Raw genomic sequence first — 12249 nt, 5'->3', positions numbered from 1 at the left:
ACCATAGCCCCGAAATGAAGGGAGAAAAATGGCATGAATTCGTCCGCACGCCGGCGCTCGGGCCGCAGGGCGTGACCTCACAGGTCATCCACGTGCCGATAGCCAGGACAGGGGCGCGCACGGCACCGGCTGACGGCGGCGGGCGAGGCCCCCCATCGAATCCGCCCCGGGGCATGGAGCGCCGGAACCGCCCCCGCCGGCCACGACGACGCGACCGCCCCTTAAGCGAGACCCGGCCCTCGCGGCACCGGCGGCGTCGCTGTGGTGCAGCCGCGCGAACCGAATGGTGGGCATGGCGCTGAACGGCGCAGCGGCGGCAGCCTGGATCCTGCTCGCCTACACCTGGCTCACGCGAGCGATGGGCCGGCACGTGGGCACAAGCTGCCCAAACTGGGCGGCATCAATGTTGCCGGCCATAGCTGTAGGTCACCCGGCCTCGAGCCGCCAGCGATGGCGTCGACGGCAGAGCAGCTGACCTCGGTGGCGATCCACTGTGATCTTGCGGCCCACGAATGGCCACCCATCGGAATGCCGTCCACAGTGCTCACACGTAGGCCCTGGTGTCAGCGGCGCCAGTGGCCCGGCTGAATGAGACCGGACTCATAGGCGCAGATGACCGCCTGGATTCGATCCCGCAGGCCGAGTTTGGTCAGCACGTTGCTGACATGGGTCTTCACGGTGTGCTCGCTGACCACCAGAGCCGCGGCGATCTCCGGGTTGGACAGGCCCTGGCCGAGCAGGGCGAGGGTTTCTCGCTCCCGGCCGGTAAGGGTGTCCATTCCCCGCACCTCGAGCGGCGGGCGGGTGTCACGGCGGACGAGGTCGTCGATCAGCTTTCTGGCCACGGCGGGAGCCAGCAGCGACTCCCCCGCCATGACCACCCGCACGGCGTGGACGAGGTCGTCGCGGCGCACGTCCTTCAGCAGGAACCCGCTGGCCCCCGCATGCAAGGCCTCGTAGACGTACTCGTCCTGATTGAAGACGGTCAGGATGACGACCTTGGTGTCGGTCTCGGCGCAGATCGTCCTGGCGGCCTGGATGCCGTCCATGACCGGCATGTTGATGTCGAGCAGGGCGATGTCGGGGGCGTGGGCTCGTACCGCCTCGACGGCTTGGGCTCCGTCACCGGCCTCGGCCACGACCGTGATGTCGGGCTGGGTGTCGAGGATCAGGGCGAAGCCGCTGCGCACCAACTCATGGTCGTCGGCAACCACGACGCGGATCGTCACGAGGCGGCTCCCGGCAGGCGCACCGCGACGGCGAAGCCGCGCCGGCCCGGCCCTGGGCCGAAGGCCGCCGAGCCGCCGCAAGCGGCGGCTCGCTCGCGGATGCCGACCAGGCCGTGGCCGGAGCCGCCGGTGTGGCCGCGGCCGTCGTCGGTGACGCCGATCATGAGCGTGTCCTGCCTCCAGTCCAGTTCGACGGCGACCGTGGCCGCCTGGGCGTGTTTGACCGTGTTGGTAAGCGCCTCCTGCACGATCCGGTAGGCGGCGACCTCCACGTCCGCGGGAAGCGGGCGCGGCGTGCCGTGGACGGTCAGGGTGGTGCGTTGCCCGGCCCGATCCACGCTGTGGACCAGCGCTTCGATTCGGGCCACGGTGGGCGGGGCGCCTGGCGAGGACTTGCCCAGCAGGCCGAGCAAGCGGCGGAGCTGATCCATCGCCTCGCGCCCTGTCGCGGCGATCGCGTCGAAGGCGGCCTCGGCTCGGCCCGGGTCGGGGCGTACGGCCAGCGGCCCGGCCTCCGCCTGCACCACGATCAGGCTGATCGCGTGGCCGAGGACGTCGTGCATGTCCCGGGCGATCGCCGCCCGCTCCCGCTCGACCGCCCGCTCCGCCTCCCGCCGCTTGTCGCGTTCGAGCTGGTGGGCGTACGCCTGCCGATTGGCCGTCGCCCGGCCCATGGCCCAGGCCGCGACGTACATCACCAGTGCCCGCACGGTGGTGTCCGCGCTCGGCGTGTTCAAGATCAGCCCGGCGAGCTGGGCGCCAGAGCCCGCGGCGAGCAGGGCCGGTGCCCAGGCCCGGGTGCGGCGCGAGCCGTGCGCGGCCACCGTATAGATGGCGATCAGTAGTGCGTAGGGAATCGGCTGCTCGGCGGTGTCGGGATCGTTGAGCAGGTACGTGCCGGCCGCGGCCATCACCGCCGCCAGGACCGCCAGCGGTGCGCGCCGCCTCCAGATCAGCGGCAGCGCCTGGCCGAGCACAGGCAGGTACTGCGCGAGCGTGTAGCCCGTCACCGGGTCAGCCGCCCGGGTTGTCAGGAGGAAGGGCGCCGAATGGGCGGCGAGCACGACCAGCGCGATCGCGAGGTCCGCAGCCAGGGGAGGGACCCGACGAACTGAGCGGACAATGGCGGCCATAAGGGACGAAATCATAGTTCAGGTGTAGGGAGGGCCGGCGAAGTTGTAGACGATCGCGACGGCGGCGAACGCGATGATGCCCATCGTGACCAGCGTGTGGCCGATCCTGGCCCCGGTCCGCCACCAGCGCCGCCGCCAGGCGATCGTCGTGCAGACCAGCAGGGCGGCGGCCAGCGGCACCGTCAGCGAGGCCAGCACCAGCAGCGTGATCAACACAGGCGCCCCCTGCAGGACCAGCGGCAGAGCCCGTCCCTGATCGGCGAGCAGGGTACCGAACCCGGCCACGAAGACGACCACGAGAGTGCTGCCGAGCCAGGCCAGCAGGCGCGGAACCCACGGCCCGCGCGTCGTCCGCCCACGGGCCCGTCGTACGGCCAGCGCCACGGGGTACCCCAGCAGAGCGATCAACGATACGACCGTGGCCCACACCAACAGCCCGAGGTACAGCCACGGGTGATCCAGCAGGCCGATCTGGTCGAAGACGACCGTGCTGCCGCTGAGCGCCAGCTGACCAGGCTCGGGAAAGGCGATGCGGCTCCACCCGCCCTCCTTCTGGAAGACGCCGGGCTCGAACTGGGTCCAGCGCTGCTGCCCGCCGCCGAGACCGGTGGTGACGATACCTCCGTCCGCGGTAGCGGTGACGTGGACCGGTGAGTCCGTCAGCGTCCGCACCTTGAGGAGGCTGCCGTGGCTGACGCGGCTGCTTTGGTACCAGCCCTCGTACCGCAGGGAAGAGGCGTCGGGCAGCGCCTCGACCGTCGGCGGACGCGTCTCCGGCAGATATCGGTCGATGATCTTCTCGGCGAGTGCGAACCCGTCCAGCCCGTGCCCTCCGGTGCCATCGCCGTTGGCCATCACGTGCACGCCGATGCCCTGGTCGGGCAGCAGGAACATGTAGGAGTGCATACCGGGCATGTCGCCGCCCTTGAAGAGCATGCGATGGCCCTTGTACGGCCTCTGCTCCCACATGAATCCCATGCCGGACAGGCTGGGGTGCTCGGTGTACTGCTGGCGTTGCATGTCGTCGGCCACACCCCGACCGAGGCGTACGTCTCGCGACAGCTGGGCCTGCATGTAGGCGGCCATATCGGAGGCGGTGGACGACGGACCCGCTCCGGAGGCGGCGAAATCCGCGCAGTTGACCCTGGTTGGGGAGCCGTCCACCAGGTACGCCCGGGTGTCCCGCAACCCGCCGCAGGCGATGACCGAGTTCCTCATGCCGAGCGGCTCCAACACCTGCCACTCGATGTACTCCTCGAACGGCATCCGCGACGCGATCTCCACCAGGTAGCCGGCCAGGGCCACACCGTAGTTGCTGTAAGCCAGGCCGGTTCCGGGCGGGCGCACCCGCGCCGGCTGGCTTGCGGCCAGCGCCTCGCCCAGCGGCCGCACATGCGCGCCGCTGCCCACCACGTAGTCCTCGTCGAACCCGGCCGTATGCGTGAGAAGGTGCCGCAAGGTGACCGGACGCCCCGGATAGGCATCACGGATCTTGAACGTATTTAAATATGTGTTGACATCGGCGTCCAACTCCAGCTTGCCCGCACGGACGAGTTGCAGGGCCGCCTGAGCGGTGAACAATTTGGTCTCCGACCCGATGAGGAACCGGGTGCGCTCGGGATCCACCGGGATCCGCCGCTCCACATCGGCCCAGCCGTACCCTCTGTGCACCACCCGCTTGCCGCCTGCCACGACTGTCACGGCCACGCCCGGGATCTTCTCCTCGGCCATCGTCGTGGCGACGTGCTCGTCGATCAGTCCGCCGAGCCCTGGCGGGGCCGACGGATCTGCCGCCTGCGAAGGGGCGATCACCAGGACCAGGGCCGTCATGAGTTTCACCAGCATGCCGTCAAGGTTCCTGCGTCCGCCCCCGTCGGGACATCGCCGACATCACCCATTCACTCCTCCCTCACGCGACGGAGAGAAGAAGGGCCTTCACTTCACCATCACACGCCGTGCGCAGAGGCGTAGATCTCCCTTTCAGGCGGCGTGCAGCAGCTCGGCCAAGTCGGCGGGCCTCGGCATCGGCTCGGTGAGGCCGGCAGCGGCGCGGCCGGTGTTGCCCGCCGGGTCGCGGCCCAGCGCGGAGCCGGGGGCCGCTCCGGCGGTGCGGCTCATCGGACGATCTGGAGGATGCCCTGGTCGCGCGCCTGCGCCGGCTCGGCGAGCCGCTGCAGTTCCTTGCCGGACGAGTCGAGCACGACCAGGGTGTTGTGTGTGCGGCCGGCGACGCGGACCACCAGGCGGCCGTCGGCGAGGTAATACGCGCCCATCTTCAGGCCCTTCACCGAGATGGGCACCTGCTTGCCGGTGACGGTGTCGACGATCGTCGGCCTGAACTTCTCCGGCCACACCCCGTCGCCCTCCGGCTCCTCCCGTCCAAACGTGCGCACCACGACCTTCCTGCCGTCCGGTGACAGGCTCTGCACGTGGTTCACCAGCTTGTTGCCCTTGGCCCGGACGGAGGTCCCAGTCTGCATGTCGAACACGTAAACACGGGCAGTCGAGCCGGACTCCCCGGCGAGGTGTCGCCCGTCTGCGGACCAGGCGAGGTGGCAGACGCCCAGAGCCCTCCCGACCTTGCGCGTGCCCGTGCCGTCCGCGTTGGCCACCATCAGCGGCGACTTGTCGGCATTGCTCTTGGGGATGTAGGCGATCTGGGTGGAGTCGGGAGACCAGACCGGCGTGAGGCAGGGGAACCCGGCGGCCGCGCCCTTCGCCACGACCTTCTCCGTGCCCCCGTCGCCCACGTGGAGCCGGCCGTCCAGCGTGATCCAGGCGAACTTCGTGCCGTCGGGCGAGGCGGCGAACTGGAAGGTGATGCCCGGCACGCGGCCCAGCTTGACAAACCCGCTGCCGGGCTCGTAGCGGGTGACCGGATAGCCCTTGGCGTCGTAGTTCACGTAGACGGCGACCCCCTCGAGCGGCTTCGGCGCCGCGCTCGTGGATCCGCCGGCCGTGCCGACCGCACCGGCTCCCCCGACTCCGGTGGCCGGGGCGGTGCGGGCGAGCACGGCGTCGGGCGCGAGCAGCAGGGGGGCCAGCACGACGGGGACGAGAGCGAGTCCGGACAGGACACGCCGCTTCGACGCGGGCGAGTCAGGGTGCGTGGCGGCGGTCGGACCGAGTGCGGTGCGCTTCATCAGATCTCCTGAGATAACGGGCACGTCCCGGTCCGGCGCTTGGCGGTGCCTCCCGGGCTTGCGCACGCAGTGAACGCCCACCCGATTGCAGAGCACTTGAGCACCGGTTGCCGCCCCCGCCGCAAGGAGCCCGCACGGCGATCAGCCGCCGAGGCCTCCGCCAGCCACCGGCCGCGCCGCGAACAGGGCGAGGCTGTCGGCGGCGGCGCCGTACACGGCCAGGGCGCGCGCGTCCCCCACGTTCGCCTTCGGCGGGCGCCGGCGAACTGGTGGAAGAACACCGGCTCGCACGCGCGCCGACGCGACGCCGGCGGGCTCGGGAGCCGCGGGAGAGGATGTGGAGGCTGTCCGCGGTCAGCGACGCCGCAGTGACGGGTCGAGCAGCGCGGGCGGAGTGTCGAACTTCTCGTGTGCCGCGAGGTCGGTACCGGGGGCGACGATCGCGTCGATCGCGTCGAGCACGTCGGCGGGGAGCACGGTGCCGGCGGCCGCGAGTTGCGTGTGCAGGTGATCCAGCGTGCGGGGACCGATGATCGCACTGGTCACGGCGGGATGCGCGGTCACGAATCCGAGCGCGAGCTGGATCATCGTCAGGCCGGCCTCGTCGGCGATGTCGGCCAACCGCTCGACGGCGTCGAGCCTGGCCCGGTTGGACGGGATGGCGGTGTCGAAGCGTTGCGGCATGAACGTCGAGCGGTGGGTGGCGATCTCCCGGCCCTCACGAATCGCTCCCGACAGCCAGCCTGAGGCCAATGGGCTCCACACCAGCACGCCGAGCCCGTACTCCTCGGTCACGGGCAGTACGTGGCTCTCGATCCCGCGCTGCAGGATCGAGTAGCTGGGCTGTTCGGTGACGTACCGGCTCAGGCGATGCTCGCGGGCGGCCCACTGCGCTTGCACGATGCGGTACGCGGGGAAGGTCGAGGAGCCGAAGTAGCGGATCTTTCCCGCGCACTGCAGGTCGGTCAGCGCCGACAAGGTCTCCTCGTCGCTGGTGCTCGGGTCCCACCGGTGGATCTGGTAGAGATCGACGTGGTCCACGCTGAGGCGGCGCAGGCTGTCGTCCAGCGCGGTGACCAGCCAGCGGCGCGAACTGCCTCGATGGTTGCGCTCGTCGCCCATGGGCATGGTCGCCTTCGTGGCCAGCACGATGTCGTCGCGGCGACCGGCGATGGCTTTGCCGACCATCTCTTCCGACCCGCCGCCGCTGTACATGTCGGCGGTGTCGATGAGGTTGATCCCGGCCTCGAGGGCGGCGTCGACGATGGCGGTGGCCTCGTCCTGGGTGGTGCGTCCGATCGCGCCGAAGTTCATCGCGCCGAGCGCGAGGGAGCTGACCTGCACACCGGTGCGGCCCAAGGTGCGGTACTGCATGACTGTCTCCTCCGTTGCGGGTGAAGTGTGGTGGTGACGCGTGGCTTGGTCGCCCGTCCCCTGCTCTGGCATCATGAGCAAACGGAACCATGTCCCGTTTGAAGATACGGAACGTTGTCCCGTTTAGCAATCTCGATCGTGGAGGGAGCGGCGTGGTGAACGAAGGCGACCGTGGCGCGGGGCACGCGGCCCGGCCCAAACGGGCGGATGCCCGGCGCAACAAGGAGACTCTGCTCGACGCGGCCGCCGCGATCTTCGTGACGTCGGGCGTGGAAGCGCCGGTACGCGACATCGCGGCCAGGGCCGGCGTCGGGACGGCCACGATCTACCGCCACTTCCCGACGCGAGCGGATCTCATCATCGCGGTCTACCGGCACCAGGTCGAGGCCTGCGCCGAGGCCGGTCCGGCGCTGCTGGCGACCAGCGCGACTCCTTACGCCGCACTGGGGCGATGGATCGACCTCTTCGTCGACTTCCTGGTCACCAAGCACGGACTCGCCGCCGCGCTGCGGTCCGACGACGCCGGCTTCGACGCGCTACACGCCTACTTCCTCGACCGCCTCGTGCCCGCGTGCACCGAGCTGCTCGACGCCGCGGCCGGTTCCGGCGAGATCCGCTCCGACCTGGAGGCGTACGCGCTCATGCGCGGCGTCGGGAACCTCTGCATAGGCGCGGACAGCGATCCCCGCTACGACGCGCGCCGACTGGTCGAGATCCTCATCGCGGGACTCCGCCGACCGCACTGACGATCGGCCGGGCCACGACGCCAGCTCCGGTCAGGCGACGGTGTCGACGCCGCGCAGGTCAGTGGAAGGCGGGGCTGACCCGCGGGCCGCCGCCAAAGATCCGGCCGCCCATCATTAAAATGTCCTTTCTGGGACAAATCGGATTCCGGTTCAACGGGGACTCCGGAGGCGGCGGGCGGGGCTCCCGCGACGCGCGAGCGACGCCGCGGGGGAAGGGCCGGTGGGCGGCGCTCCCAACGCGCGACGGCGCCCGCGTCCCCGGGCCGGAGCACGGAGGCTCGCCGTCATGCGCACTGTCGGCTTGGTTCTGCACCCTCAGCGCGACTGCGCCGGGGCGGTCGTCGCGATCCTGGAGTGGGCCGCTCGCAGGGACGCGCTGGTCCTCGGCATCCAGGACGAGGTTCAGCGACTCGACCACGCGGTGATCCCGGTGCCGCCCGAGGAGCTCGGCCCGCGGTCGGAGCTCCTGGTCAGCCTCGGCGGTGACGGCACCATGCTGAGAACGATGCGACTGGCCGACCGGCAGTGCGCCCCCGTCCTCGGCGTGAACGTGGGCAAGCTCGGGTTCCTGGCCGAGGTCGACGTGCCCGACCTGCACGGCGCGCTGTCGGCCATCGACGCCGGGCGCTTCACGATCGAGCCCCGGCTGGCCGTGGACGCCGTCCTCGGCTCCCGGGTCGTCACCGCCTTCAACGACGTCGCGGTGGTCCGCGTCCCCGGGTGCAGGACCGCCGTCGTCGCGGTGCGCGTGGACGGCCGGCCGTTCATCGGCTACGCGGGCGACGCCGTCATCGTCGCCACCACGACCGGGTCCACCGCCTACAGCTTCTCGGCCGGGGGCCCGATCGTGAACCCCGAGGTCGAGGCCCTGCTTGTGACCCCGGCCGCCCCGCACTCCGCGCACAACCGCGGGGTGGTGCTGTCGCTGCGGGACACCGTCGAGCTGGCCGTGCTTCCGACCAGCGGGCGACTCGCCGTCGAGGTGGACGGGAACGTGGCGGGCTACGTCGAGCCCGGCGACCGCATCGGCATCCGTCCCCGGCCCGCCGCCGCTCATGTCGTACGGCTCGGCCTGACCACGTTCTACGAGCGCGTACGCAGGAAGCTCAGCCTCACCGACTCGGCGGAGCTGCTGGCGGTCCACCCCGACGCGGCGGACGCCGACAGACAGGCCGACAGACAGTAGGGGCAGCCCTACCACCGAGACGGCGGAACGCCTTCTCCCGCCGGAAACCCCCTGGTCCATACGGTTGACCCCGGTAATCAGAAATCGGGACAAACGGGGGATTCAGGTGGCATCACCAGCCATTCGCATGAATGCGGTGACGAAGACGTACCGACGGGGAGCGCACGAGGTGCACGCCCTGCGCGGGGTGACGGTCGGGCTGCCCAAGGGCGGGTTCATCGCCGTGATGGGGCCGTCGGGGTCGGGCAAGAGCACGTTCCTGCACTGCGCGGCCGGGCTGGACACGCCGACGTCGGGCACGGTCCACCTGGGCGACGTGGAGCTGTCGCGGATGAACGAGACCCGGCTGACCGAGCTGCGGCGGGAGAAGGCGGGCTTCGTCTTCCAGGCGTTCAACCTGATCCCCTCGCTCAGCGTCGCCGACAACATCACGCTGCCGCTCCGGCTGGCCGGAGGACGGGCCGACCGTGCCTGGCTGGACGAGGTCGTCCGGCGGGTCGGGCTCGGCAACCGCGTCACGCACCGGCCGTCCCAGCTCTCGGGCGGCCAGCAGCAGCGGGTGGCGCTCGCCCGCGCGCTCGTGACCCGGCCCGAGGTGGTCTTCGCCGACGAGCCGACCGGCGCCCTCGACACCACGACGGCCGCCGAGGTGCTCGGCCTCCTGCGCCAGGTGGTGGACACCATGGGCCAGACCGTGGTGATGGTGACCCATGACCCGGTGGCGGCGGCCTACGCCGACCAGGTGCTCTTCCTGGCGGACGGCGTCATCGTGGACACCGTCCGCTCCGGCACCGCCGACGCCATCGCGCGGCGGATGTCCGACCTCGGCCGGTCGATGGCGGCCGCGTGATGCTCGGCCTCGCCTTCGCCACCATGCGCGGCCGCCTGCCGTCGCTGGTCGGCTCCGTCCTCGCCCTGCTGTTCGCCGCCGTCCTGGTCACCGCGTGCGGGGTGCTCATGGAGACCGGCCTGCGCGCCCAGATCCGGCCGGAGCGGTACGGCGCCGCCCCTGTCGTGGTGGCCGGGCCGCAGTCGACCTCGATACTCAAGAGGGACGACGGCCCGGCCGAGATGACCGAGAGCGTGCCGCTGCAGGAGCCCGCGACGATCCCGGCCTCGCTGGCCGGTGACCTCGCGAAGGTGCCCGGCGTACGGAACGTCGTGCCCGAGCTGACCTTCCCCGTCGGGCTGCTGGACGCGGCCGGCCGCGCCTACGGCCACGCGTGGGAGTCCGCGCGGCTCACGCCGTACACGCTGCGCGCCGGACGCGCGCCCGCCTCTCCCGACGAGATCGTCCTCGACGCCGTCCTGGCGGACGCGGCGCGGCTGAAGGTCGGCGCGACGGCGCGCGTGCTGGGCCGGGACGGCCTGCACGCCTACACGGTGGCCGGCGTCGCCGGTGCCGGTGGCTCCCGGCAGCCGGCGGTCTTCTTCTCCGCACCGCGGGCGGCCGAGCTGTTCGGCCATCGGGACCGGGTGTCCGCGTTCGGGGTGTTCGGTTCCGGCGACCCCGAACGTCTGAAGGACCGGATCGACGCCGCGCTGCCGACGTCGAAGAACACGACGGCCCGCGTCTCCCTCGATCTGAAGGACGGCCCGAAGGGCGGCGGCGCGCCGGCCGCGGCCGGTCCGGTGACGTACGTGGGCGACGAACGCGGGTTCGCCGAGGAGCCGCGGGCCTCGGCGGCCAGGGAGACGCTCGTCATGCTCAGCGGCAGCCTCGCCGGCATCTCGATCATGGTGGCGGCCTTCGTGGTCGCCGGCACGTTCGGGCTCGCCCTGCGCCAGCGCGGACGCGAGATCGCGCTGCTGCGGGCGATCGGCGCCACCCCCGCACAGGTCCGGTCGATGATCGGCAAGGAGGCGCTGCTGATCGGCGCGGTGGCGAGCGCGGCCGGCGTGCCGCTGGGCGTCGCCGTGGGCCGGTGGATGTTCGGCGAGCTCGTCTCCAAGGGGATGCTCCCGGACGTCTTCCCGCTCACGCTCGGACCGGTGCCGATGCTGATCGCCGTGGCGCTGGGGACGGCCACGGCCTGGCTGTCGGCCCGCGGGGCCGTCCGGCGGGCCACCCGGATCCGCCCGACCGAGGCGCTGGGCGAGGCGGCCGCCGAGCCCCGCGCGCTGGGCCGCGCCCGCACCGTCACCGGGCTGGTCTTCCTGGCCCTGGGCACGGCCCTGTGCGTCGTCGCGATGTCCGTGGCGGGCGAGACGGCGGCGATGAGCGCGGGCGGCATCGTGATCTTCCTCACCGTGGGCGCCGCGCTGCTGGGGCCGTGGCTGGTCCGGATCGCCGTCGCGCTGGTGGGCGGCGCGCTCGGCCGGGCGTCGCGGGTGGGCGGCTACCTCGCCGTCGCGAACACCCGTACCGGGGCCAGGAGGCTGGCCGCCGTGGTCAGCCCGCTCACCCTGATGCTCGCGTTCGCCGGCACCATCGTCTTCACCCAGTCGACGATCGGCCACGCGACCGTGCGGCAGGCCGCCGAGGGCATGCGGGCCGACTACGTGGTGGGCTCGGCCGGGCCGGGGGTGCCGGCGGACATCGCCCGCGCCGTACGAGCGCTCCCCGGGGTCGCCGGGGTGACCGAGGTGATCGACACCCGGGTGATCGGCGACTTCCACGAGCTGGGCGAGCGCACGCTGCGCCCGTACCGCGCGCTCGGGCTCACCGTCCCGGCACACGGGCTCGACCTGGACGTCCGGGCCGGGTCGCTGGACCGGCTGCGCGGGGACGCCGGGAACACCGTTGCTTTGAGCACGCTCGCCGCGGGATCCTTCGGCGCGTCGGTCGGCGACACGGTGCGACTGCGCCTGGGCGACGGCACGCCGATCACGCCGACGGTCGTGGCCGTCTACGACAGAGGGCTCGGCTTCGGCGACGTGGCCCTGCCGTACGACCTGACGCGCGCCCACACCGCCTCCGGCATGGCCGACCGGCTTCTCGTCGTGGGCGACGGATCGACCCGGGACCGCCTGGCCGCGGTGAGCCCCGCGCTGACGGTGACGGACCGCGCGGGCGCCCAGGCCGACCGGGACGCGGCGGCGGAGCTGAACGACTGGGTCAACCTGCTCGCGCTCGGCATGATCATCGTGTTCATCGCCATCTCGGTGGTCAACACGCTGGTCATGGCGACGGCCGGGCGGGTGCGGGAGTTCGCGCTGCTCCGCCTGGTCGGCGGCACCCGCCGCCAGGTGCTCGGCGTGGTCCGCTGGGAGGCGCTGCTCGTCGGCGGCGTCGCGCTGATCGTCGGCATGGCGATCGCGGTGCCCACGCTGGCGGCGGTCAGCTACGGGGTGACCGGCTCGGCGGTCCCGCACGTGCGGCCGGTGGTGCTGGCCGCGATGGTGGCCGCCACGCTGGGCCTGGCCTTCGCCGCGACCCTGCTCCCCGCCCGTGCCGCCCTCGCGGGCAGGCCGGCCGAGCGGATCCGCGGCTGAACT

At 71.9% G+C, this 12249-nt stretch carries 10 protein-coding genes; 4 read left to right on the top strand and 6 right to left on the bottom strand.

Going from position 1 to position 12249, the window contains the following annotated elements; genetic code table 11:
• Positions 1-563 precede the first annotated feature (563 nt).
• From ACQP1V_RS18245 to ACQP1V_RS18220, 6 genes are all read right to left on the bottom strand, one after another.
• The gene (locus ACQP1V_RS18245; RefSeq protein WP_387411000.1) at positions 564-1229 is read right to left on the bottom strand and encodes a response regulator; all 666 of its coding nucleotides are present in this window, start codon (positions 1227-1229) and stop codon (positions 564-566) included.
• On the bottom strand, positions 1226-2362 hold the full coding sequence (locus ACQP1V_RS18240) for a sensor histidine kinase (RefSeq protein WP_433424545.1): 1137 nt from the start codon (positions 2360-2362) through the stop codon (positions 1226-1228). Before ACQP1V_RS18240 ends, ACQP1V_RS18245 begins: the two co-directional genes overlap by 4 nt.
• Positions 2363-2380: 18 nt before the next feature.
• Complete coding sequence (locus ACQP1V_RS18235) at positions 2381-4207, bottom strand: serine hydrolase domain-containing protein (RefSeq protein ID WP_433424543.1); 1827 nt, start codon at positions 4205-4207, stop codon at positions 2381-2383.
• A 135-nt stretch (positions 4208-4342) separates the two neighbouring features.
• Positions 4343-4480: a DUF3703 domain-containing protein gene (locus tag ACQP1V_RS18230; protein ID WP_433424540.1), complete on the bottom strand. Its 138-nt coding sequence runs from the start codon at positions 4478-4480 to the stop codon at positions 4343-4345.
• Positions 4477-5505, bottom strand: coding sequence for a TolB family protein (locus ACQP1V_RS18225; RefSeq protein ID WP_433424537.1), 1029 nt, complete (start codon positions 5503-5505; stop codon positions 4477-4479). Before ACQP1V_RS18225 ends, ACQP1V_RS18230 begins: the two co-directional genes overlap by 4 nt.
• A 354-nt stretch (positions 5506-5859) precedes the next feature.
• Positions 5860-6879, bottom strand: a complete 1020-nt coding sequence (locus ACQP1V_RS18220; protein WP_433424534.1) for an aldo/keto reductase — start codon at positions 6877-6879, stop codon at positions 5860-5862.
• Between the two features lie 155 nt (positions 6880-7034).
• Between ACQP1V_RS18220 and ACQP1V_RS18215 the strand changes: the two genes are divergently transcribed.
• The 4 genes from ACQP1V_RS18215 to ACQP1V_RS18200 all read left to right on the top strand — a co-directional run bounded on the left by ACQP1V_RS18215 (position 7035) and on the right by ACQP1V_RS18200 (position 12246).
• Complete coding sequence (locus tag ACQP1V_RS18215; protein WP_433424531.1) at positions 7035-7625, top strand: TetR/AcrR family transcriptional regulator; 591 nt, start codon at positions 7035-7037, stop codon at positions 7623-7625.
• A 286-nt stretch (positions 7626-7911) separates the two neighbouring features.
• The gene (locus tag ACQP1V_RS18210; RefSeq protein ID WP_433424528.1) at positions 7912-8811 is read left to right on the top strand and encodes an NAD(+)/NADH kinase; all 900 of its coding nucleotides are present in this window, start codon (positions 7912-7914) and stop codon (positions 8809-8811) included.
• Positions 8812-8938: 127 nt separating this feature from the next.
• On the top strand, positions 8939-9661 hold the full coding sequence (locus ACQP1V_RS18205) for an ABC transporter ATP-binding protein (protein WP_433424526.1): 723 nt from the start codon (positions 8939-8941) through the stop codon (positions 9659-9661).
• A complete protein-coding gene (locus ACQP1V_RS18200; RefSeq protein ID WP_433424523.1) occupies positions 9661-12246 on the top strand; it encodes an FtsX-like permease family protein in 2586 nt (861 codons plus the stop codon). Before ACQP1V_RS18205 ends, ACQP1V_RS18200 begins: the two co-directional genes overlap by 1 nt.
• Positions 12247-12249 lie beyond the last annotated feature (3 nt).

The sequence above is a fragment of the Microtetraspora malaysiensis genome (assembly GCF_050947145.1).
Classification (GTDB): Bacteria; Actinomycetota; Actinomycetes; order Streptosporangiales; family Streptosporangiaceae; genus Microtetraspora_A; species Microtetraspora_A malaysiensis.
The sequence above is the reverse complement of the archived record's forward strand: the minus strand, read 5'-3'. Positions and strand labels throughout refer to the sequence as shown.

Bases quoted from the DNA above. Each gene is read 5' to 3' on its own strand.
- ACQP1V_RS18240 (WP_433424545.1), bottom strand. From the start codon at position 2,362: ATGGCCGCCATTGTCCGCTCAGTTCGTCGGGTCCCTCCCCTGGCTGCG.
- ACQP1V_RS18235 (WP_433424543.1), bottom strand. From the start codon at position 4,207: ATGCTGGTGAAACTCATGACGGCCCTGGTCCTGGTGATCGCCCCTTCG.
- ACQP1V_RS18230 (WP_433424540.1), bottom strand. From the start codon at position 4,480: ATGAGCCGCACCGCCGGAGCGGCCCCCGGCTCCGCGCTGGGCCGCGAC.
- ACQP1V_RS18225 (WP_433424537.1), bottom strand. From the start codon at position 5,505: ATGAAGCGCACCGCACTCGGTCCGACCGCCGCCACGCACCCTGACTCG.
- ACQP1V_RS18220 (WP_433424534.1), bottom strand. From the start codon at position 6,879: ATGCAGTACCGCACCTTGGGCCGCACCGGTGTGCAGGTCAGCTCCCTC.
- ACQP1V_RS18210 (WP_433424528.1), top strand. From the start codon at position 7,912: ATGCGCACTGTCGGCTTGGTTCTGCACCCTCAGCGCGACTGCGCCGGG.
- ACQP1V_RS18205 (WP_433424526.1), top strand. From the start codon at position 8,939: ATGAATGCGGTGACGAAGACGTACCGACGGGGAGCGCACGAGGTGCAC.
- ACQP1V_RS18200 (WP_433424523.1), top strand. From the start codon at position 9,661: ATGCTCGGCCTCGCCTTCGCCACCATGCGCGGCCGCCTGCCGTCGCTG.